The following is a 22,831-nucleotide window of genomic DNA, read 5'->3' as shown; positions in this document are numbered from 1 at the left end:
AAAAAAATAATTATATGTAAGATAATAATGAGAGCAATAGTAATTTTATTGGATGGATTAGGGGATAGAGCATTTGAAATTTTAGATAATAAGACACCTCTACAATATGCAAAAACTCCAAATTTAGATAACTTAGCTAAAAAAGGTATGTGTGGCTTATACATACCTTACAAAGAAGGAGTTCCTTTAGGAACAGAGATTGCTCATTTTTTACTTTGGGGCTATAAAATAGAGGATTTTCCTGGTAGAGGAGTTATTGAAGCTTTGGGAGAGGATATCGATATTGATGAGAATGCAATATATTTGAGAGCTTCATTAGGCTATGTTAAAGAAGATGAAAAAGGATTTCTTGTTTTAGATAGAAGAACAAAAAATATAGAGAAGGAGGAAATTGAGAAGTTAATAAATGATTTTCCTACATACTTAGATGGATATAAATTTGAATTATACTATTCTTTTGATGTGCATTTTATTTTAAAAATATCTGAAAAAAATAATTTTATCTCTGAAAAAATTTCTGATTCAGACCCGTTTTATAAAAATAGACATGTTTTAAAAGTTCAGCCAATTAAGGAACTATGTAAAAATGTAGATGAACTAAAAAAAGCAAAAGAAACAGCAAAAGTCTTAAATAAATATCTAATTAAAGTTTATAAAATTCTAAAAAATCATAGAATTAATGTTTTAAGAATTAGGAGTAATAAAATGCCAGCCAATTTTTTATTAACAAAATGGTCATCAAGATATAAAAAAGTTGAAAGTTTTAAAGAAAAATGGGGGATGAAAGGTGTTATATTAGCTGAAAGCTCATTATTTAGGGGTTTAGCAAAATATTTGGGCTTTGATTTTATAAAGATTAGTAGTTTTGAGGAAGGATTGAAGATGATACCTAATTTAAATTATGATTTTATACATCTGCATACAAAAGAGACAGATGAGGCAGCACATACAAAAAATCCAATAAATAAAGTTAAAGTTATTGAAAAAATTGATAAATCTCTTAAAAATTTAAAATTAAGAGATGATGACTTGCTAATAATTACTGCTGACCACTCAACACCTTCAGGAGGTAATTTAATCCATTCTGGTGAATCTGTCCCAATACTGTTTTATGGAAAGAATGTGAGAGTTGATGAAGTTAATGAATTTAATGAAGTAGCATGCTCATTAGGACATTTGAGAATAAGAGGAGATGAATTAATGCATTTAATATTAAACTATACTGATAGAGCTCTTCTATATACACTAAAACCAGGAAGCAAAATAATAAGGTATATTCCAAATGAAGATGAGTTAGAACTATTAAAAGAATAAAATAATTAAAAATTATCTAACTTTACTACCTTCTTTTAAATCTCTATCTAATGTTAATAAGCTCACATTACCTTCATCATCTTCAGCTGCTAAAATCATTCCTTCAGATTTTACTCCACACAACTTAGCTGGTTTTAAATTAGCAACAATAATAACTTTTTTTCCAATTAATTCCTCTGGTTTATAGTAGTTTTTAATTCCAGCAACAATTTGCCTCTTTTCATTACCCAAATCAACTATAACTTTTAACAATTTTTTAGATTTTGGAATATCTTCTGCTTCTATAATTTTTCCAACTCTTAAATCAATCTTAGCAAAGTCATCTATACTTATTAAATCCATTTTTTCACCATTATTATCTTTATTAGAGTATAAGAGATTTTTTAATTTTTCAACCTCTTCATCTACCTTTTTAAATATAATTTTAGGTTTTTTTAATTTATTTCCTCTCAAATTTAAATCTAATTCTTCATTCATTAACTCTAAAAGTTGTTTAGATTTGTTTGGCATGTAGGAATATAGTAGATAAGATATAGTTTTAACAGCTTTACAACAGCAGTATAGTATTTGCTTTAATCTTTCATCATCTTTAATATTCCATGGCTCCATCTTTTGGAAGTATGTATTACCTTCACTTGCTAAATGTAAGATTTTTACTAATGCATCTCTAAATTTAAATGTTCTAATTAAATTATCTACATCTTCAACTGTCTTATTTATTAACTTTAAAAACCCCTTATCCTCTTCTTTTAACTCTTCCTCATTAACAATAGGAATCTCTTTAAACTTTCTATGTGTGAATGTTAAAACTCTATGTGTAAAGTTTCCAATAATGTTTATTAGTTCATTGTTTATTTTAGCTTTAAAATCATCAAATGAAAAGTCACAATCTTTAAAGAGAGGAGCTGCCATAACTAAATAGTATCTTAAATAATCTCCCTCAATATATTTAACAAAATCATTTACCCAAATAACCCAGTTTTTACTTGTGCTCATCTTTTTTCCTTCTAATGTTAAATATCCTCCACTTACTACTGCTGTTGGTAAGTTGTAAGAGCCATGAGCTATTAACATCCCTGGCCAAAAGACAGCATGATGGACAGTTATATCTTTTCCAATAAAGTGGTAAATCTTACAATCCTCTAACCAATACTTTTTCCAAATATCTCCCAACATCTTTGTAAAGCTTATATATCCTATTGGAGCTTCTAACCAAACATACATAACTTGATTACTTCCTGGGATAGGAACTCCCCAACTAATATCTCTTGAAACGTCCCAATCTCTTAATTCTTTAATCCAATTTAAAGCTAAGTTTTTTACATGCTCTGGCATTTCTTTGGAATTTTTTATATAATTCTCTAATTCCTCTTTTAAAGCAGATAACTTAAAGAAGTAGTGTTTTGTTCTCTTTATTACTGGTTTATTTCCACATAAAACACATCTAACTTCTTTTAATTCATAAGGTTCTAAGTGTCTTCCACAACTTTCACAATGGTCTCCTCTTGCTTCTCCACCACAGTATGGGCATATACCTTCAACATATCTATCAGGTAGGAACTTTTTACAACTTTCACAGTAAAACTGCTCTATCTCTTTCTCATAAATATATCCATTTTCTAAAAGTTTTAAAAAGAATTCTTGGGCAGTTTTTATATGTATAGGACTGTGTGTCTTCCCAAAGGCATCAAACTCAATATTTAAGCTATCTAAATCCCTTTTTATTTCATTATGATACTTTTCAACAATTTCCTCAGGATTTTTACCTTCTTTTTCAGCTTTTAATAAAATTGGGACACCATGGTTATCAGTTCCTCCAACATGTATAACATCTTCTCCCTTCAATTTTAAATATTTATATAGAATATCTGCTGGAATGTAGGTACTTCTAACATGCCCTAAATGTAATGGTCCATTAGTATAAGCCAAAGCTGTTGTTATCAAGTATCTCATATTTTCACCTCATCATAATTAAATAAATTATTATAAATTCAATAAAACAATTAATTTTATATTTAACTTTCAACTTTTTAAAATAGTAATTCTTAAATTTATAATTTTCAAATTTAATTATTTGAGGTGATAATTTTGAAAATTTATTTAAATGGAAAATTTGTTAGTAAGGAAGAAGCTAAAATATCTGTTTTTGACCATGGACTTCTATATGGGGATGGGGTATTTGAAGGAATTAGGGCTTATGATGGAGTAGTTTTTATGTTGAAGGAGCATATAGATAGGTTGTATGATTCTGCAAAATCTATTTGCTTAGATATACCTCTAACAAAAGAGGAGATGATTGATGTTGTTATAAACACTCTAAAAGAGAACAATTTAAAAGATGCTTATATTAGGTTAGTAGTAACAAGAGGTGTAGGTGATTTAGGATTAGACCCAAGAAAATGTAAAGAACCAACTATCTTCTGTATAGCTGTTCCAATGGAGCCATTGTTGGGGGAGGATGGAATTAGAGCTATAACTGTTTCTGTTAGAAGATTGCCAGTAGATGTTTTAAATCCAGCTGTTAAATCTTTGAATTATTTAAATAGTATATTAGCTAAGATTCAGGCAAACTATGCAAATGTAGATGAAGCTTTTTTATTGGATGATAAAGGTTTTGTTGTTGAAGGAACAGGAGATAATATATTTGTTGTTAAAAATGGAGTTTTAAAGACACCTCCAGAATATCAAAGTATTTTAAAAGGAATTACAAGAGATGTTGTTATTGAATTGGCTAAGGAGGAAGGTATAGAAGTTAGAGAAGTTCCTTTAACACTACATGATTTATATACAGCTGATGAATTATTTATAACTGGAACAGCAGCTGAGATAGTTCCAGTTTTTGAAGTAGATGGTAGAGTAATTAACAACAAAAAAGTTGGAGAAATAACAAAAAAATTAAGAGAGAAATTTAAAGAAATAAGAACAAAGAGAGGAATTAAAATTCAATAAAAAAAATTTATTTTTAAATATTATCAAAAACTTCTTTTAAGAAGTTTTCTACTCCTACTTTTCTAATGACATGAGCTAATCTTTCTCTTTGGACTTTATCTGTATATTTCTTATATGTTTTTAGTGTATTTTCAATAATTTTTAAAACTTTATCTACATCTCTCTCAATTAAATAACTGAATCCTTCATAAACTGTTCTTCCGGATTTTCCACCAATATATATTCTAAATCCTTCAAATTTTGCCTCTCTACCTTCATTTGGACAGTTTTTAATACATTTTCCACATCCAACACAGATGTTATAGTTAGTGTATGAAGTTTCTCCTCTTATATAAATTGCCTCTACAGGGCAAGTTTCATAACATCTGCCACATCCAACACATTTATCATTTACTTTTGGAATTTTTACCCCTACAATTCCAATATCATGGATATTTGCTCTAACACACATACTTGGGCATCCACTTATAGAAATTTTAAATTTATTTTCAGATGGATACTCTTTAAATTTTTCTTCTATAATTTCAGCTATTTTTTTAGTTTCAATTAAACCATTTCCACAATTTAAATATCCTGGACATGCTAAGACAGCTCTAACCAATGGACCTTCAGAGCCAGTTGTTATGTTTAGTTCTTTTAATTCTTTTATAATATCATCAATATAATAACCATCTACTTTATGAAGCTCAAATCCACCTCTATCAGTTGTTTTTATTTCAGCATTGTATTTTTTGGCTACTTTTAAAATTCCTTCTATTTCATCAATTGTATAAAATCCTGCTGGCTTAGCTCTAACTCTTATAAAGAATTTTCCATCTCCTCTTTTTTTAACTCCTCCATAATCAGTAGCCCAATAGTATGAGATGAATTCATTATTTTCTTTTCTTCTATTTATTTCTTCTTTAAATCTTTTTAGTTTTTTCTCTTTTAATTTTTCTATTTTTTCAATATCAACTCCTTCTTTTAATTCAATAGCCTTTTTAATTTCTTCTCCTTTCTCAGTTCTTATAATGATAGTTGAATATCCATCAGGAGAACCAACAGAACCTACTGAAATATCTGCCAACTCAGCTGTAAAGTCTCTACAAACTTTACATCCATCTAATACTTTAAATTCACTTAATTTAATCTCTTTAACTTCATTATCTAAATAGACTAACAACTTTCCTTTTTTAATGTCAAACTTCTTAACATCTTTTATATTTATATTATGTTTTTCTAAAACTTCTTTAAAGTTGTTGTATTCAAACTTCTCCATACAGAATAATCCAATTAAATACTCAATTTTTGGTAATTTTGTGGGCTTACCATCTCTTCCCAATTCAAAATCATGCTTGGAGAGATATGGGAAATATTTAATTTTTCTTAATGCATTAACTTGGCAAGGTAATCCAACAACTGCAACCTTTTTTAAACCTAACTCCCCTGCTTTTCTTAAAGCTTCCATAGTTGATATTGTGTATTTTGATTTTGCTCCTTTTATTATGTCATCAGCTGTCTGAACTATCATTGAAATAGGTTTCCAATACTCATCTCTTGCTACAATAATAGCTCCATCAATCTTTTTATTTTCAATTAAATATTTTAAAAAAGTAGTTACAACACCCCCATCTTGTCCTTCTATATCTCCTTTTCCATAATAATACTCCTCTTTAAATCCTTCTCTAATTTTAATTTGATACTTTCCAGATGAGACTCTTGGACAAACTTCATAACACATTCCATGCCCTTTTCTTAAACATTCATCTTTTAAAAATGGTTTGTTATCAAAATCTATTAAATTATTAGGACATACAACAGAACATATTGAACAAGCTGCACAGAATCCATTATTTACAATTTCATTTAATTTCCATTCCATATTTTCACCTTACTAAATTTCAACTCTGGTTCTTTTGAATATGGGTCTGACTTATCAGTTGTTATCTGGTTTGTTTGATACTTTGTTACGTTCCTATTATATCCAAATGGGGTAAATAAATGTTTCGGTTTTATATTTGCAAATTTCACTTTTCTTATTATTTCTCCTCTTTCAGACACCAATTTAACTATATCTCCTTCATTTAGTCCTAATTCTTTGGCATCTTTTTTATTTATTTCAACTATTGGCTCTATTTCATCTAAAAATTCTTTAATATGGATAGTCCTTGTCATAGTGTGCCAATGCTTTTTTAACCTACCTGTTGAGATTATAAATCCTTCTTTATTCCAGTCTTCTGGCTCTTTAAATTCAGTTGGTATAAATTTGGCTTTTTTATTTTCTGTTTTAAACTTTAAATCTTTATATAGGTGTTTATTTCCCCATCTTTTAGGTAAATCTTCATAACTAAAATTAGATATGTCACACATTCTACCTTTTGTAAGTTTTTTGAATTCTTCAAAAATGTCTCTTGCAGATTTATAGTTAAAGTATTTTTCAAATCCCATTTTTTTAGCTAATTCAGCAAAAATTTTCCAATCAGGCTTATATTTTGTTTCTCTAAATTTTTGGCAGTATGTAACTACTCTATCTCCTCCTGTCATAACACCATCTTTTTCTCCCCATTGAGCAGCTGGAAGAGCAAGATTGGCCAACTTAACAGTATCTGTAAAGTATGCATCCTGAACTACAACAAATACATCCTCTTTTTTTAAGGCCTTTATAAATTTATTTAAATTAGCCATAGAAACTGCTGGATTTGTGCAAACAATCCAAATAAATTTTATTTCTCCATCTAAAATTTTATCTACTGCTTCTGTTATTGATAATCCAGGTTTATCTTTGATTGAGCCAGCTTCAATACCCCAAAATTTTTCTACAAATTCTCTATCCTCTTTGTTCCTAACATCTCTAAAACCTGGTAGTCCATTAGATAGATATCCTACTTCCCTACCTCCCATTGCATTAGATTGTCCAGTTAGAGAAAAAGGACAACCTCTATCATTTAATCTTCCTGTTGCAAGATGCACATTGATTATTGAAAGAGCTTTCATTGTTCCATTTGTAGATTGATTAATACCCATACTCCAAAAAGTAAGAACTTTCTTTTTATTTGCATAAAGATTAGCTAAATAGTATATGTCTTCCTCAGAAATTTCACACAACTTGGCAACTTTTTCAGGTGGATAATTTTTTATGACTTCCAAAACTTTGTCAAATCCATCAGTATATTTTTTTATAAAATTCCAGTATATTTTGTTCTCTTTATATAGAATATAGAGTATTGAATTAAAAAGAGCTACATCTGTTCCTGCTTTTATTGGAATCCATTTGTCAGCATATTTGGCCGTTTCAGTATATCTAAAATCAATAACAACAATTTCTTTATCTTTCTTTTTTATAATTCTTCTAAAAATTCCTGGATGAGCAATAGCAGCATTAGAACCAACAAAGATAAAACAATCTGCATCATCTATGTCATCATTACATCCTGGTAGTCCATCAGAACCAAAAGCCATTTTGTATGCTGTTACTGCACTTGCAACACACAATCTTGAATTAGAATCAATATTGTTAGTTTTTAAGAATCCTTTTACAAACTTGTTTATAACATACATTTCTTCTGTCAATAACTGGCCAGAGATATAAAAATAGATTTCATTAGGAGATAGATTAGTTAGTTTTTCTTTTAATATTTCATAAGCTGAATCCCAACTAATTTCTCTAAAATCTTCATTTTTTGACTCTCTATATAATACCTTATCTAATCTATTCTTATCTAAGGTTTTAGGTAATTTAACAGCTTTTATACATATACTACCTTTACTTGCAGGATGTTCTCTATTTCCTTTAATTTTTATTTCTCCATTTTTTTTCTCAATAATTAATCCACAGCCACATCCACAGTAAGGACATTGTGTTTTTATCATAAAAACATCACCTTAAAAATTTATTCTTCTCAAAATAATAATTTAAATAAAAAAGATATTATGAAAAATGAGTTATATGAATTTAGAGTTATCTTTTAGATTGATATTGTAAAACTACATTTGTATCTAACTTATTAGACTCAAAAATTTCTTCTTCATGATGTTTAACAAATCCCCACTCCATATATTCATTTCTAAGTAAATAGAGTATTCCAAATGCTAATAATGCTAATATTCCAAAGATTATATATCCTGGCCCATAACTACCTGTTAATTCTTTAGCTAATCCCATAGTTGAAGATAAGTAAAATCCTCCTATTCCTCCTGCAGCTCCAATTAATCCTGTTGCCATACCTGTTGCTCTTGGCCATCTTAGTGGAACTAATTGGAATACTGCTCCATTACCTAAACCAAATGCTGCAAATAATAACCATAATAATGGTATTCCAATAATTGCAGGAGGAATAAATATTCCTAAAACTAAATCACAAAATGCTATTGTTAAAAATACTGCTAATAAAACTCTAACTCCTCCTATTATATCTGAAATCCATCCACCAATAGGTCTAATTAATGCACCTGTAAATGAAAGTAATGCCATAGTTAATCCTGCTAATACAGGGTCAAAACCATACTGACTATTTATTATAAATGCAACTGAACCAGACATCCCTACGAATCCTCCAAATGTTAGGGCATAGAATAGCATAAATACCCAAGGGTCTTTCTTTTTAAGTGCATTTCTATAATCTGAGGACAATAGTGCTATTGAAATAATCCAAACTATTATTGGAAGGAGTAAGAGTCCAAACTTTCCACTTATACCAATTACACCACTATACAACAGTAATGTAACAACAATAAATGATACAAAAGTTATTACAAAGTTTAAAATTGATTTTATTTTTAATTCTGGTTTTTTTGGAGAACTGTCTTTAATCCATTTCCAACATAGAATAAATGAAATAGCTAAAAACAATAATGCAACTAAAGCTGCTTTTCTCCATCCATACATCTCTGCTAATGGTGGAAAAACCATACCATCCATCATTGCTCCTAAATTACCAGCAGCTGCAAGTCCTAAAACTAAACCTTGATACTGTTTTGGATAATTACTTCCAGCCATAGGTAAAGCAATTGCAAAACTTGCTCCACCAATTCCTAAAAAAGCACCTAATACAAGTAGTGTGGTATAGTCAATTGGGAATAAATTAACATATAAAATTGGTAAAGCAGATAACAAAATTCCTGCTAGGGCTATATATTTTCCATCAATTGCTTGATACATATACCCAAATGGAATTCTAAATAAAGCAGCTGCTAAGATAGGAACAGCAACCATAAACCCTTTTTCAGCTGGAGATAATCCAAGCTCTTGAGCTATGAATAACCCCAAAGCTGGTCCAAATAGCAACCACACCATAAATCCTGTATCAAAGTATAATAAAGAAGCTATTAGTGTTTTTATATCTCCACTTTTTAAAGCCTTAATTATATCTACTTTTTTAACTTTTTTTTCTTTTTCTTTTTTTTGATTTTTTAAATTCATATTACCACCTTCCTATTTCCTATGTTATAGGATACCCATTTCCTACAATTTTGTAAAAATTTAAAACATATAACATAAGGATATAGGAAAGCTATTACCTATAATTATAAATATAGTATATAAAACTATTTATTGAGTTTAAGTATGAGAATGATATAATAAATAATACTAAACTTTATAAATCTTAATAAGTGTTAATACTGTATTGTATAATTTGTAATAAGTAATGGACAGTAAAAATAAGATATAATAATACTGAATTTTAATTTTATTAGAAATAAAAATAGATAAAAAAATAGATAGTTAAAAAAATTTATGAATAATTTTCTTGAAAATTAAAATAATTTAGATTTTCATTTCTTTAATTTTTTTACCTAATTCTTTACCTTGCATGTAGCAGTTTGTTAATTCATCTTCTGTTGGGACATAGTATAACTCATTTTTATCAACTACTTCAAATCCACATTTTGCAACTTCTTCTGCTAATATATCAACTCCTCCTCCATTACCTCCCATTGAACCAAAGACTAATGCTAATCTCTTGAATCCTGTTCTGTTAAATTTCAATCCTCTTAAATAGTAGATAATATCTCCTAATGATGGATATGGTTCATCATAGATTGTTGGTGTTCCAAATAAGACAGCTTTTGCATCTAATATATCTTTAACTATTTCACTTCTTTCATCATAGTGTAAGAAGTACATTACTACTTCTATTCCTTCACTCATTAAACCTTCTGCATAAGCATGTGCCATTTTTTGTGTTGAGTAGTGCATTGTGTCATAGATGATAACTGCTTTATCCTTAGCAGCTTTTCCAGTAGCAAAGTCTTGATATGCTTTAATAACTTTCATTGGGTCTGTCCAGATTTGTCCATGTGATGGAGCTATCATTTTTATTTTTTCTAATAATCCTAAGTTAGTAACTTCTTCAAATTTCTTTAATACTAATTTGGATAATGGAGTTATTAAGTTTGCATAGAACTTTTTATTAGCATCCATTAAGACATATTCTGGAATATCTTTATCAAATCTCATGTGAGCTGGGAAACATAAGTGTTGTCCAAATGCATCATTTGAGAATAAAATTCCTTCTTCTGCATAGAAGGTGAACATTGAATCTGGCCAGTGTAATAATGGAGCTTCTAAGAATGTTAATGTAGCTCCTCCTAAATCTACACTATCTAAGCTTTTAACTACTTTAAATGGTGCATTTGCTAATGATGGATAGTGCTTTTTCAAACCTTCAACAGCTACTTCTGTACAGTATATTGGAGCATCTGGGAATTTTTTGTGTAACTCTGGTAAAGCTCCTGAGTGGTCTTTTTCAACATGGTTTTGTACTATAACATCAATTTTTAAATCTCTACCTTCTTTTTCAAATGCATCTTTTATTCTTCCCCACATTTGTGCAGATGTTCCTGGATATGTATTGTCAATAATAGCAACTTTGTCATCTCCAAATACTAAGTATGCGTTGTAGGTAGTTCCTTTTAATGTATATCCATGGTACTTTCTTATATCCCAATCTAAAACTCCAACCCAATATACTCTGTCAGCTATTTTTATTGCATCTGCTTTCATATTTTCACCTTTTAATTACAATTTTTTTCTTTTTTAAAATTTACGTTAATATATTCTTAAGTTGATTGGTATATTATAATATCGGTTTGATTTTTGTAATCCTTATTGATGAAGGAATACTAAAATCGTCATAATTTTAAAATAGGATAACAAATGTGACAATTAATTTTATATATAAGCTCTATTAAATTTCCTAATAGTTATTAATTTTCTTGGTGAGAAATTATGGACCCTAAGATTAGCTATTTTAAAACATTTATCGTAGCAAGTGAAACAAAAAGTTTCTCAAAAGCTGCTAAACAGCTAAACATTACTCAAGGGACTGTAAGTAATCATATATCTGCTTTAGAGAAATATTTTGATGTTCAATTATTTTTAAGAACTCCAGAAGGAGTTGAGCTTACACCAGAGGGAGAGATATTATATGAAAGAAGTAAAAAAATTTTGGAATTGTTAAATGAAGCTAAAATGTTAATGAAATCAATGTATTCAAATCCAGAAGGAGTTATAAGAGTTTATGCTTCAACAACACCAGGAGAACATATTTTACCATCATTAATAAAGGAGTATATTGAAAAATATCCTAATGTAAAATTTGAGATAACTATTGAAGATTCTAAAAAATGTTTTAAAGCTTTAAATGAAGGTCTTGCTGATATAGCTGCTGTTGGTTATCTATTAGATGATAGTTATGAATATACAGTAATTGGGAAGGATAGGTTAGTGTTGATAGTTCCTCCTAACCATGAATTAGCTAAAAAAGGATATGCAACTATTGAAGATATTTTAAAAGAGGACTTTATAGATAGAGAGGAAGGTTCTGGAACAAGAGAAATATTTATTAAAGCTTTAAATGAAAAAGGCTATTCAGAGATGGATTTAAATGTTATTATGAAGTTGGGAAGTAGTTCAGCTGTTATAACAGCTGTTTCAGAAGGTTATGGAGTGAGTGTAATATCAGAGATTCCAGCAAAAAAAGCTGAAAATGCAGGATTAGTAAAAATAGTCCCAATAAAAGATTTAGAACTTGTTAGGAATTTATATTTAGTTAAAAATAAAAAAACAAAAAACCCAAGTGCAGTAAAATCTTTCTGGGACTTTATAACAAAAATTTAAGTAACTTAAATAACTCTTACATTAGAATATCCTCCAATTTTTTCAACAAGGATTACTTGGTGTGCTATGTCTTCAATCTCTTTATGGTGGGAAATAATAACAAGTTGGGGAATATTTTTTACATTATTAAATATTTCAATTAGTTTAGCTCTTCTATCTTCATCTAAATGAACTGTTGGCTCATCAACTATTAAACAACCAATATTTTTAACTAATGCCTTAGCAATTGCCAATCTTAAAGATAGAGCAACAGCTATCTGCTCTCCTCCACTTAAATTTTTAAATGATAGATAATCTCCTGTTGGTGTTTGTAGTTGTATATCAAAGTTTTCATCAATATTTATATATGGATAGTTTAAGTCAAAATTCTCAAAGATTTCAAACATATATTTTTTAATTGTTGGGATATATATCATCCTTAAATATCTTTGGAACTTATCTTTACCAAAAATTTCTCTAACTTTTTTTAGGTAGTTAATAAATTTTTCTAATTTTTCTTTTTCTTTGTATAGATTGTTAAGTTCATTTAATTTGGATTCTAATTCTTCAATATCCTTTTTGATAGTCTCTATTCTACCTCTAATTTCGTCTAATTTAGATTTTTTATTATTATAAATTTTATCTAATTCATCATGTTCTTTATTTACTTTTTCAATTTCAATCTCACTATATAGGTGTTTTTCTAAGTTTTTCTTAATAACATCTATTTTTAAGTTTAGTTCATTAAGTTCATTCTCAAGAGAAGATATTTTATTTTTTATATTATCTATATTTCCATAGTTTCTAATTATTTCATCTAATAAACTTTTGTATTTTGTATAGTCTTTATAAGGTTCCTCTAACTCATCAAGTTTTTTATTTAATTTCTCAATCTCCTTTCTAACTTCTAAATATTTATTATAATTATCTTTTAATAAATTTAATTTATTTTTAATTTCACTTATTTCCTTTTCTATTTCAATTTTTCTTCTAATATTATTTAAGAGGTTATTTTTTTCTTCTATTTTTTTATCAATGTTCTTTATTTCTTCATCAATATTTAAATTCAAGTAGTCCTTAATATAGTTATATAAATTATTATATTCTTCCTTAATTTTATCAAAATCAACACTTTTAATAAATTGCTCAGAGGTTATATAGTTTTTATAATCATCCTCTAAGTTTTTTAATTTGTTGCTTAACTCATCTATATACTCAATAATGTTTTTTCCATTGATATTATATTTTTCTTTTTCTTTGGTTAAATTATCTAATTCTTTAATTAATCTATTTTTTTCACTTTCTAAGTTATGTATATCCTCTTTTAGCTTTTGAATAGTATTTAAAAGATTGATATACTCAATTTCTTTGTTTATATAGTTATTTATATATTCAATTTTATTAGTTAGTTCTTTAATCTTATTTTCAATTTTAGTTAGTTCATTGTTATAGTTATTTAACTCTTTTTCATACTCTTTTATAAGTTTTATTTTCTTATCTTCATTTATTGGAGTTTTGCATAAAGGACATACATTTTTAACATCTTTCAACTCATTTAGTATCTTTTTTATATTTTTAATTTCATTTTCAATAGCTCCTTTTTTAGCTTTTAAGTTTTCAATTTCTTTCTGTATTATCTCTTTTTCTTCTTTTAGTTTTTCTATCTCTTTTAATTTATTTTTTATTTCTTCTTCATTATAATTTTTTAGTTTATCATTTAGCTCATTTATTTTCCTTTCCAAATCTTTTAATTTTTCTTTTAAGTTATTCTCTTTTTCACATATTTTTATATATTCATCTTTAATTTTTGAAATGTTTTCCAACTCATCTTTAATTTTTATATATTCATTATAATTATCTTCTAACTTATCTAAAATTTCCTTATGTTTGTTATATTCATCTAATTTAGTTTTTAAGTTATTGTATTCCATTATTTTGTTTTTTATTTCAAGTAAATTATCTTTTCTATTTTTTAAATGTTTTATTTCATCTTCAACATTTTTCTCATCAAAGTTAAGATTTTTATATTTTTCATATTCTTTTAAAAGTTGTTCATAGTTTCCATATAGTTTTAGATATTCATAATAATCTTTTTCTAATTTTTTTAATTCATTTTGTAAATTACTCAAATTATTTTTTATATTCAAATATTCTTTATAATATGGTCTTAATTTTTCAGTTTCATTGTTGTAGAAATTATAGTCATTTAAAATTTTTTTGTATCTATTTAGTTTATCCTCTTTTTTTTCAATTTCTAAAAATCTAAGCTCTAATTTATTTAAAAATTTCTCATATTTTGATTTTTTCTCTAAAAGAATATTTAGTTTATTTTCAACTTCTAACTTCTTTTTGTTAATTTCTTCTACTACTTTTTCTAAATCTTCCTTTTCATTTCTTAGTTTATCTAATTCCTCTTTTTTATTATCTAAATCTTTTTTATATTTTTCATAAATCTTTATCTTTTCATTTAGTTGATTATACTTTAATTCATAATCTTTTATAACATCTTTTAATTTTTCATAGCATTTTTCATAGCTATCTAAATTCAAAAGTTTTGCAATCATTTCCTTTCTTCTAGCAGGAGTTTCATACAAAAATTTAGCTATCTCTCCTTGCTTTATATAAATTGAATTTAAGAATATATCTTTATCAACTCCCAAAATGTTTTCTATTTCTCTATTAACATCCCTTGCAGTTCTTGCAATTAATTTCCCATTTTTATACAAGAAATCAATATTTCTTCCTCTCTTCTCTCTTTCTCTTATAATCTTATATTTATTTCCATTAACACTAAACTCTACAACTACTCTAACTCTATTTTTCCCTTTTGTTATAATTTCTTCAATTGTTTGGTCTTGTAATTTTCCAAATAGTGCAAAATATAAGGCCTCAAATATTGAGGATTTTCCAGCTCCATTATCTCCAACTATTACAACAACTCCCTTATTAAATTTAATTTCACTACTTTTATGGCTTTTAAAGTTCATTAAACTTATACTCTCTACAATCATACTCTCACATTCTTTTTTAAGTAATCTTATATATATAATATATATAATTTTGATTATATTCAATATTTAATCTATAAAACTATTGGTGATATTAATATGAGAAAAATTTTATATTTTTTACTTGTATTGTTTGTAATTAGCTATAATTTTGGAATTAATGTTAGTGTGTATATTGATAATTATGGATGGATAAAAATTAGTTCCGAAAAAAATATATCTGCAAAGATAAATAATTTAAATTATTTAGATATTTATAAGTTTGAAGAGAATGGTACTTATAAGTTTAACTTAAAGGTTCCATTAGATAAAGAACACAAACAGTTAATTTACAATTTATCACCTATAGGAAATTTCAAAGTAAATAAAGTTGAATCATCAAATTTTTTAAAGATAGATAGTTATAAAGTAAAAAATGGGATTATTGATGTTAAATATTCATATAATTACTTCTCAATATCTCTTCTTATCCTAGGAATTTTTTCAATGATTGTTGGTGTAGTATATTATACCAAATATTTAAATAAATTATTTAAAAATAAAGCAACATCTATAAAAGAAAAATCAAAAGTTATGAAAAAATACACCAGGTCAATGTTCATATATTCTTTGTATATAGCAGGAATTTTTTTAATTACATTAATATATTGTGATGCTCCAATATTTTTTGCATATATACTAAATATAAGCTTAGAATTATCTATGTTAATATACATATTTATTCTGCTATTCTTTGTTATATTACCACCAGTATTATCAGCAAAAAACATGGTTAAGTTTTTTTCAACAAAAAATAAGGAAGATTTTGAAAAAGAAATAAAAAAATCTCCATTAATAGTAGCATTATCCTTATTATTGATGTTTGCTCCAATGATTTTAATATTTTTAATGATATTATATAATATACCAGATATAATAATAAAACCATTTAAAAATGAGTTTTATAAACTTCCAGTGGTTTTAAGAGTTGCATTTTGGATAACATTTTATTATTTTGTTGCAGAAGCATTTTTTAAAATTATTAATTCAGTGTTAAGATTATTAAAAATTTCAAATTATGTGGAAGATAAGGATAAATTGAACAAGATTAAGACTATGGTTAATGAAATATCTGAAAAATTAAATGTTAAACCTTTCAAAAAAATTGAGATTATAAAAAGTAGTGTAGCAAATGCTTTTGTTGAAGGTCTTTTTAAAGAGAAGTTAATAATAACTTCAAAATTATTGGAAATTTTATCTGATGATGAGTTAAAAGCAATAATTGCCCATGAATTAGCACACAAAAAAAGAATGCATATAAAAATTGGATTTATTGGCTTTATAATCATTGGAGCTGTCATTTATTCTATTGCTATATATCTATTAAAAGTTATTAATTTTGAGGGTCCTGTAATATTTATGAGCATATTTTTAATCTCTTACTTTCTAGATTATCTTATTTGCAGATATATATCTAGGAGAATAGAAAAAGATGCTGATTTATTGGCTACAAAAGTAGTTGAACCAAAAATATATATTAAAGCATTATCTAAGATACACTTTGCTTCGTACATTCCAAAAGAAGGTGTCTTAAATATTTTTATGACTCATCCTTCTTTAAAAGATAGAATAAAATATATTCAAAAAGAATTTAACATTCCAGAAAATGAAATTAAAATTATTATGGATGAAGCTTATAAAGAATTAGAAGAGTGTCAAAAAATAAACTAAAAATAAAATAAGGTTGTCGAAAAAACATAAAAATGTGGAAGGTAGTATTAAAAAATATGAGCGGAGGAGAAATTACACATTTTGTCGTGTTATTTTAGGGATTATGGAATTATTTCAATAGATATAGCTCAACGAGGTGGTGGATACAGCTCAGATAGTACTACGTTACTAAAAATGTTAAAAACAATTGAATAATTTCAAATCAGATTATTTATTAGCTGATGGTGCATATGATAATGTTGAATTACTTAAATTTTTGTTTAATAACGAAATAAAACCAATAATAAAAATAAGAGAGTTTAAACACAAATGTAAAGAAAATAAATTCAGAAAAAAAGCGAGAGAATTTTTTAATGAAGAGATATATAAACTTAGAGGAGTTATTGAAGCGATATTTGGAGGATTTGAAACAAAAGACAGACTAAAATTAAACGAGAAATTAGAAAAAAGTAGAGATATTTGTTTATTATCAACCGCAATTTCTCATAATATCTTATCACTTACTTATATATTCTAACCTATCAGTATTACTAAATTTTTTCCATCCTATAATTTTTCGACAACCTCTGCTGAATAGTATAAAATATTAATTAGGTAATTTTATGTTAAAAATAATCAAATAAAGTATGGTGATAAAAATGCAATTAAATATAGAAAAATCAAAAAAATTATTTGAAGAGGCTAAAAAGTATTTAGTTGGAGGGGTAAATAGTCCAGTTAGATATATAAAGCCATATCCTTTTTTTGTTGAGAAAGCTAAGGATTGCTATTTATTTGATGTTGATGGTAATAAATATATTGATTATTGTTTAGCTTATGGTCCAATGGTTTTAGGACATGCAAATGAAAAAGTTGCTAAAGCTGTTGAAGAACAACTTTATAAAGGATTTTCTTATGGTTGTCCTACAGAGAAGGAGATTATTTTAGCTAAGATGATAGTTGATTGTGTTCCATGTGCTGAGAAGGTTAGATTTGTTAATTCTGGGACTGAAGCAACAATGTCTGCTATAAGATTAGCAAGGGGATATACAAAAAAGAAAAAGATTATTAAGTTTGATGGAGCATATCATGGGGCTCATGACTATGTATTAGTTAAGAGTGGGAGTGGCTCATTAACATTGGGGATACCTAACTCAGCAGGAATCCCAGAGGAAACTACAAAAAACACAATTTTAGTTCCTTTCAATGATGAGGAAGCAGTTGAGAGAGCTGTCAAAGAGCATAAGGATGATTTAGCATGTATAATAGTTGAGCCAGTAATGGGTAATGTTGGATGTATATTACCAAAAGAAGGTTATTTAAAATTTTTAAGAGAAATAACAGAAGAAAATGACATATTATTAATTTTTGATGAAGTTATAACAGGATTTAGATTATCCAAAGGAGGTGCTCAGGAATATTTTGGAGTAGTTCCTGATTTAGCAACTTTAGGAAAGATATTAGGAGGAGGTTTCCCAATTGGAGCAATTGTAGGAAAAGAGGAAATAATGGATAACTTCTCTCCATTAGGTAGTGTATATCAAGCTGGAACATTCAATGGAAATCCAATTTCAATAACAGCTGGAATTGCTACACTTGAACAGTTAGATGATAATTTTTACAAACAAACAGAGAAAGTAGCTAAAATATTGGCAGATACTTTAAGAGAGTTGGCTGATAAATACAATATTCCAGCTAAGGTTTATCAAATAGCTTCAATGTTCCAAATATACTTTAATGATAAAGAAGTTTTGAATTATGAGATTGCTAAGCAAAGCAATGTTGATAGATTCATGAAGTACTTCTGGGGGATGTTAAAGAGAAGTATTTTTATTCCTCCTTCTCAATTTGAATGTTGCTTTACATCAATAAAACATGATGATGAAGTTGTTGATAAAACAATAAAGGCTATGGAAGATGTGTTTAAAGAATTAGAATAAATCTAAGTATTTAATTATTCTCTCTAAATTTAATAATAGTTCAATAATATTTTTTAATATATTTAGTAAATTAGGATTTGTATGAGAGCAGATACACTCATATTCTCAATTTTTATATTCATTGGCATTTTAATGTTATTTTTTGTCGTGAATATATCTCAAATTGTCTATATTGTAGAATGGAAAACTATTCTATCCTTATTTTACTTAATGGTTGTTGTTGAGATATTAAAATCTTCTAAGTTTTTAGATTATATCTCTTTAATTATATTAAGAAAAACAAAAAGAGTTTTTATAGCAATTATATTTTTAACTTTGATTTTGTCTATGTTTTTAACAAATGATGTTGTTTTGTTTGTTATAGTTCCATTAACTTTAATTATGTTTGAAAGTATTGAGGATAAGAAAGACCTTGAAAAACTTATAATATTTGAGGGCATTTCTGCTAATATAGGTAGTGGATTCACACCAATTGGAAATCCACAAAATTTATTTTTGTATCACTTCTACCATATTGGAGTTTTGGAATTTTTAAAAAATATGCTTCCTTATGAAATTTTAGGTGTATTTATTCTTTTATTCTTCTTAGAGTATAAGAAATATAGATACAACATAAATGTTAATATTTCATTTAAAAAAGAATGGATTCTCTATATCTTTATATTTTTATTAGTTATATTTAGCATTTTTGGAGTTATTAATTATCTATATATTTTGCCAATAATCTTAGCTTTAATAATTATTAAAAGACCTAAAATTGACTATCTATTTTTAGTAACATTCATATTTTTATTTATAGATATATATGGACTTAAAAAGCTTGGGATTATAGAATTATTTGACATTAAAGGAAATGACATAACTATAATGATATATTCCTCATTATTATCTCAAATTATCTCAAATGTTCCAGCAACTGTATTATTATCTAACATATACAACAATTGGATACCAATTGCCTATGGAGTTAATATTGGAGGAAATGGGACATTAATTGCATCTTTTGCAAATTTAATAACTTTGAGGTTATCAAATAGAAATGTTTCAATAGGAGCATTCTTATTTTTTAGTATCATTGTTTATATCTTACATCTTTTATCTTTAATTATATATTTGAGCTTATTTAGCTAATGTAAATCTTATATCATCATCTCCAACATCAAATAATCCTAACCTAACACCAGCATCTATCCAACCATACAAATAATTCAATGATGCAAATGCATTAACATAATCTCCTTTTTCTTTAAAAGCTTTTGCATCTTTGTAGTAACTTTCTATCATAACTAAAAAATCTTTTGCAACATCATACAATAAACTTCTTTTTGGTGGAAGACCTTTTTTAATAATGTTTATTGCCTCCTCTGTCAATTTAAAGTATTTATTTAGTTTTTCCTCTGTTATCTCCTTCATCTAAAAACCTCTTTAAATTTATTGATAAGATAGAACTAATTCTATTAATTTGTTCCTCTGAAATAGTAATTCTCTTTTTTAGTATTTTTGATATATTTATTTCAATCTCTTCTCCTACATCTCTTGGATGTATTGGGGAGATTTCTCCAAATATGGAAAAGACTGGACAAAAATCATGGCAATATAAACAATATACACATCTTTCATGGTTAATTTTTGGAATTTTGTCTTTTATATAGTGCTCAGTTATCTTTACAGGAGTTGTTGGAACCATTTCTATGGCATTTGTTGGACAGACATTTGCACAACCACCACATCCAATACACAACTCCTCTAAGACAGTTTTAGGAACTTTTAATTTTCCTTCTAAAATAGCTTTTTTTAGCTCTTCATCTGTATATCTACCTGAACCAAAAATAATTTTTTCTAAGTTCTCATAAAATCCTATTAAAAATATCTTAGCAAATGTTTTTATATCTGTCATTAAATCACCATACATAAAAAATATTTTAAGTAATATTAATAAATTAAATAAATAATACTAATTAAATTTTGAGGTTTTTAATAATGAAGTATTATGGTAAAGACCCAATAAAAAAGATACTTTCTAAGAAAGAGTATAGAGAAAAATTATTTAAAATATTATTTATTATAAATATATGGGTATGGCTTGCTGTATTTATAGGAGGGGTAATATTTATTCTATATATAATTTTTAAGTGAAACAATGAGAATTTATAGAATAAGTGGTTTAACATTTATACTATTTATTTTAGTATTTTTGGCTATATTGATAGTTCTATTTATTTTATTTTTACCTTTATTTATTATTATCTTTTTAATTATTCTAATAATTATTTTAAGTTTTATATTTAAAAAGAAAATAAAAAATTTCATAAGGAATTTAAGAAAGAAAAAAATAAAGATTGAGTATATTGATAGTAAAGGAGACATTTCTATTCATTTTCCAAAAAGGATACCTATTGAAAATGAAGAAGCTAATTCTAATATTATAAATATTGATGAAAATCTCAAACCATTTATTTTATATTTAAAAAAGAAAGGTTTAGAAATTAAGGAAGATGGATATTATTTTAAAGGATATAAAGTATATCCAATTTATAAGAAAAGTTATCCACTCAATGAAATAATTAAATTAGAGTATCCTGAGGATATAGATGCTGTAATTTTAGGTTTAAAAGGAGAAGTTTATGAGCCAAAATTTTTATATCTAATCCCTAAGGAATTTTTAAAAAATAGAATGTCCTTAGATGAGATAAAAAGATTTAAAATAGATTTGTGAAACTATGCTTAATAGAATAAGGGAAGAGTTGAATAACTATTTTATAGAGAGGAGAGAAGAGATAGATATAGCATTAACATCTTTATTATGTAGTGAGCACACTATTTTTTTAGGTAATCCAGGAACTGCTAAATCTCAATTAATTAGAGCTATCTCTTTTCACTTCAACGCTAAATATTTTGAAAAACTAATAACAAGATTTACAACAGAAGATGAGTTATTTGGACCGTTAAGTATTAAAGAATTGAAAGATAACGATAGGTTTGTAAGGAAAACAGATAATTATCTACCGACAGCCGAGATAGCGTTTTTAGATGAAGTGTTTAAGGCGAATAGTTCAATATTAAACTCACTATTAACAATAATAAATGAGAGGATATATCACAATGGAGATAGGATAGAGAAAGTTCCATTAATAAGTTTATTTTCAGCATCTAATGAACTCCCTGAGGAGAATGAACTTTTAGCTTTCTATGATAGATTCTTATTTAGGAAGATAGTTTCAGAGATTAGAGGAGATAATAACTTAAAAAAGCTTTTACTTTTAGAGGAAGAGTACAATCCAAAAACTATCATTAATATAGATAAATTAAAAAAGTTGCAAGAAGAAGCTAAATATGTTGAAGTTGATGGTGTATTAGGCTATATTATTGATATAAAAAAGATTCTTCAACAGAATCATGTGTATATATCAGATAGGAGATTAAAGAAATCAGTTAAGGCAGTTAAGAGTTATGCATATCTAAATGGGAAGGATAAAGCAGATGTAAATGATTTGGATATATTAAGACATATATTTTGGAATGAGCCAGATGAGTTCTTTAAAGTTTCTAAAATTGTATTTAGACATATAAATAAGTATTATGAAGATGTTTTGGAAAAATTAGCAATTATTGAAAATTTAAAAAATGAGCTAAAATATATTGATGTCAATAAAATAAAGCTTTGTAAGAAAGATTACAACAAGATGATTGAGATATTAAGTAAGATGGCTAAGATTAGATTAGAACTAAAAAAGATTAAAAGAGAAGCTGAGCTAAAAAATTGTTCAACTGACTTTATTGATAAAGTTTTAAAAGAAACTGAGGATTTCAATTTATATATTGAAAATTTATTAAATGAAATTTAAAAATGAGAT

The 22,831-nt window shown here is 26.6% G+C and carries 17 protein-coding genes; 9 read left to right on the top strand and 8 right to left on the bottom strand.

What is annotated here, in order from left to right; genetic code table 11:
- Positions 1 to 27 precede the first annotated feature (27 nt).
- Positions 28 to 1,314, top strand: a complete 1,287-nt coding sequence (gene apgM, locus ACPB8Q_RS03115; protein WP_423793218.1) for a 2,3-bisphosphoglycerate-independent phosphoglycerate mutase — start codon at positions 28 to 30, stop codon at positions 1,312 to 1,314.
- A 12-nt stretch (positions 1,315 to 1,326) separates the two neighbouring features.
- Here the strand turns inward: apgM and metG are convergent, their stop codons facing one another.
- Positions 1,327 to 3,267, bottom strand: a complete 1,941-nt coding sequence (metG, locus tag ACPB8Q_RS03110) for a methionine--tRNA ligase (RefSeq protein ID WP_423793217.1) — start codon at positions 3,265 to 3,267, stop codon at positions 1,327 to 1,329.
- A gap of 135 nt (positions 3,268 to 3,402) precedes the next feature.
- On the opposite strand from metG, the gene ilvE reads away from it, so the two are divergent.
- The gene (gene ilvE / locus ACPB8Q_RS03105; protein WP_423793216.1) at positions 3,403 to 4,263 is read left to right on the top strand and encodes a branched-chain-amino-acid transaminase; all 861 of its coding nucleotides are present in this window, start codon (positions 3,403 to 3,405) and stop codon (positions 4,261 to 4,263) included.
- Between the two features lie 13 nt (positions 4,264 to 4,276).
- Here the strand turns inward: ilvE and ACPB8Q_RS03100 are convergent, their stop codons facing one another.
- The 4 genes from ACPB8Q_RS03100 to ACPB8Q_RS03085 form a co-directional block, all read right to left on the bottom strand.
- A complete protein-coding gene (locus ACPB8Q_RS03100; protein WP_423793215.1) occupies positions 4,277 to 6,124 on the bottom strand; it encodes a Coenzyme F420 hydrogenase/dehydrogenase, beta subunit C-terminal domain in 1,848 nt (615 codons plus the stop codon).
- Positions 6,109 to 8,112, bottom strand: a complete 2,004-nt coding sequence (locus ACPB8Q_RS03095; RefSeq protein ID WP_423793214.1) for a molybdopterin oxidoreductase family protein — start codon at positions 8,110 to 8,112, stop codon at positions 6,109 to 6,111. Before ACPB8Q_RS03095 ends, ACPB8Q_RS03100 begins: the two co-directional genes overlap by 16 nt.
- Positions 8,113 to 8,200: 88 nt before the next feature.
- Positions 8,201 to 9,661 carry an MFS transporter gene (locus tag ACPB8Q_RS03090; RefSeq protein WP_423793213.1) on the bottom strand — a complete coding sequence of 487 codons (1,461 nt, stop codon included), beginning with the start codon at positions 9,659 to 9,661 and terminating at the stop codon, positions 8,201 to 8,203.
- 345 nt (positions 9,662 to 10,006) lie between these two features.
- Positions 10,007 to 11,245: an FprA family A-type flavoprotein gene (locus ACPB8Q_RS03085; protein ID WP_423793212.1), complete on the bottom strand. Its 1,239-nt coding sequence runs from the start codon at positions 11,243 to 11,245 to the stop codon at positions 10,007 to 10,009.
- Between the two features lie 225 nt (positions 11,246 to 11,470).
- Between ACPB8Q_RS03085 and ACPB8Q_RS03080 the strand changes: the two genes are divergently transcribed.
- Positions 11,471 to 12,361, top strand: a complete 891-nt coding sequence (locus ACPB8Q_RS03080) for a selenium metabolism-associated LysR family transcriptional regulator (protein ID WP_423793211.1) — start codon at positions 11,471 to 11,473, stop codon at positions 12,359 to 12,361.
- 5 nt (positions 12,362 to 12,366) lie between these two features.
- Here the strand turns inward: ACPB8Q_RS03080 and ACPB8Q_RS03075 are convergent, their stop codons facing one another.
- A complete protein-coding gene (locus ACPB8Q_RS03075; protein ID WP_423793210.1) occupies positions 12,367 to 15,351 on the bottom strand; it encodes an AAA family ATPase in 2,985 nt (994 codons plus the stop codon).
- 96 nt (positions 15,352 to 15,447) lie between these two features.
- On the opposite strand from ACPB8Q_RS03075, the gene ACPB8Q_RS03070 reads away from it, so the two are divergent.
- The 4 genes from ACPB8Q_RS03070 (at position 15,448) to ACPB8Q_RS03055 (ending at position 20,108) form a co-directional block, all read left to right on the top strand.
- The gene (locus tag ACPB8Q_RS03070; RefSeq protein ID WP_423793209.1) at positions 15,448 to 17,058 is read left to right on the top strand and encodes a M48 family metalloprotease; all 1,611 of its coding nucleotides are present in this window, start codon (positions 15,448 to 15,450) and stop codon (positions 17,056 to 17,058) included.
- Between the two features lie 187 nt (positions 17,059 to 17,245).
- Positions 17,246 to 17,575 (top strand): transposase, encoded by a 330-nt coding sequence (locus ACPB8Q_RS03065; protein ID WP_423793208.1) that lies wholly within the window; start codon positions 17,246 to 17,248, stop codon positions 17,573 to 17,575.
- A gap of 121 nt (positions 17,576 to 17,696) precedes the next feature.
- The gene (gene hemL, locus ACPB8Q_RS03060; protein ID WP_423793207.1) at positions 17,697 to 18,977 is read left to right on the top strand and encodes a glutamate-1-semialdehyde 2,1-aminomutase; all 1,281 of its coding nucleotides are present in this window, start codon (positions 17,697 to 17,699) and stop codon (positions 18,975 to 18,977) included.
- Positions 18,978 to 19,058: 81 nt separating this feature from the next.
- A complete protein-coding gene (locus ACPB8Q_RS03055; protein ID WP_423793206.1) occupies positions 19,059 to 20,108 on the top strand; it encodes an SLC13 family permease in 1,050 nt (349 codons plus the stop codon).
- Here ACPB8Q_RS03055 and ACPB8Q_RS03050 read toward each other — a convergent pair.
- The gene (locus tag ACPB8Q_RS03050) at positions 20,097 to 20,390 is read right to left on the bottom strand and encodes a DUF357 domain-containing protein (RefSeq protein ID WP_423793205.1); all 294 of its coding nucleotides are present in this window, start codon (positions 20,388 to 20,390) and stop codon (positions 20,097 to 20,099) included. The genes ACPB8Q_RS03055 and ACPB8Q_RS03050 overlap by 12 nt on opposite strands.
- Complete coding sequence (locus tag ACPB8Q_RS03045) at positions 20,359 to 20,874, bottom strand: 4Fe-4S binding protein (protein WP_423793204.1); 516 nt, start codon at positions 20,872 to 20,874, stop codon at positions 20,359 to 20,361. The genes ACPB8Q_RS03050 and ACPB8Q_RS03045 overlap by 32 nt, the downstream gene beginning before the upstream one ends.
- A gap of 243 nt (positions 20,875 to 21,117) precedes the next feature.
- Here ACPB8Q_RS03045 and ACPB8Q_RS03040 point away from each other — a divergent pair, with 243 nt between their 5' ends.
- Positions 21,118 to 21,693, top strand: coding sequence for a hypothetical protein (locus ACPB8Q_RS03040; protein ID WP_423793203.1), 576 nt, complete (start codon positions 21,118 to 21,120; stop codon positions 21,691 to 21,693).
- Positions 21,694 to 21,697: 4 nt separating this feature from the next.
- Positions 21,698 to 22,822 (top strand): AAA family ATPase, encoded by a 1,125-nt coding sequence (locus ACPB8Q_RS03035; protein WP_423793202.1) that lies wholly within the window; start codon positions 21,698 to 21,700, stop codon positions 22,820 to 22,822.
- The last annotated feature ends 9 nt before the right edge of the window (positions 22,823 to 22,831 follow it).

Source organism: Methanocaldococcus indicus (genome assembly GCF_049554935.1).
GTDB classification, from domain to species: domain Archaea; phylum AGJL01; class Methanococci; order Methanococcales; family Methanocaldococcaceae; genus Methanocaldococcus; species Methanocaldococcus indicus.
This window is presented reverse-complemented; position numbering and strand designations above follow the sequence as displayed.

What these genes read in the sequence shown, in the direction of transcription:
- apgM (WP_423793218.1), top strand. Translation starts at nt 28, where the DNA reads ATGAGAGCAATAGTAATTTTATTGGATGGATTAGGGGATAGAGCATTT.
- metG (WP_423793217.1), bottom strand. Translation starts at nt 3,267, where the DNA reads ATGAGATACTTGATAACAACAGCTTTGGCTTATACTAATGGACCATTA.
- ACPB8Q_RS03100 (WP_423793215.1), bottom strand. Translation starts at nt 6,124, where the DNA reads ATGGAATGGAAATTAAATGAAATTGTAAATAATGGATTCTGTGCAGCT.
- ACPB8Q_RS03095 (WP_423793214.1), bottom strand. Translation starts at nt 8,112, where the DNA reads ATGATAAAAACACAATGTCCTTACTGTGGATGTGGCTGTGGATTAATT.
- ACPB8Q_RS03090 (WP_423793213.1), bottom strand. Translation starts at nt 9,661, where the DNA reads ATGAATTTAAAAAATCAAAAAAAAGAAAAAGAAAAAAAAGTTAAAAAA.
- ACPB8Q_RS03085 (WP_423793212.1), bottom strand. Translation starts at nt 11,245, where the DNA reads ATGAAAGCAGATGCAATAAAAATAGCTGACAGAGTATATTGGGTTGGA.
- ACPB8Q_RS03080 (WP_423793211.1), top strand. Translation starts at nt 11,471, where the DNA reads ATGGACCCTAAGATTAGCTATTTTAAAACATTTATCGTAGCAAGTGAA.
- ACPB8Q_RS03075 (WP_423793210.1), bottom strand. Translation starts at nt 15,351, where the DNA reads ATGATTGTAGAGAGTATAAGTTTAATGAACTTTAAAAGCCATAAAAGT.
- ACPB8Q_RS03070 (WP_423793209.1), top strand. Translation starts at nt 15,448, where the DNA reads ATGAGAAAAATTTTATATTTTTTACTTGTATTGTTTGTAATTAGCTAT.
- hemL (WP_423793207.1), top strand. Translation starts at nt 17,697, where the DNA reads ATGCAATTAAATATAGAAAAATCAAAAAAATTATTTGAAGAGGCTAAA.
- ACPB8Q_RS03055 (WP_423793206.1), top strand. Translation starts at nt 19,059, where the DNA reads ATGAGAGCAGATACACTCATATTCTCAATTTTTATATTCATTGGCATT.
- ACPB8Q_RS03050 (WP_423793205.1), bottom strand. Translation starts at nt 20,390, where the DNA reads ATGAAGGAGATAACAGAGGAAAAACTAAATAAATACTTTAAATTGACA.
- ACPB8Q_RS03045 (WP_423793204.1), bottom strand. Translation starts at nt 20,874, where the DNA reads ATGACAGATATAAAAACATTTGCTAAGATATTTTTAATAGGATTTTAT.
- ACPB8Q_RS03040 (WP_423793203.1), top strand. Translation starts at nt 21,118, where the DNA reads ATGAGAATTTATAGAATAAGTGGTTTAACATTTATACTATTTATTTTA.
- ACPB8Q_RS03035 (WP_423793202.1), top strand. Translation starts at nt 21,698, where the DNA reads ATGCTTAATAGAATAAGGGAAGAGTTGAATAACTATTTTATAGAGAGG.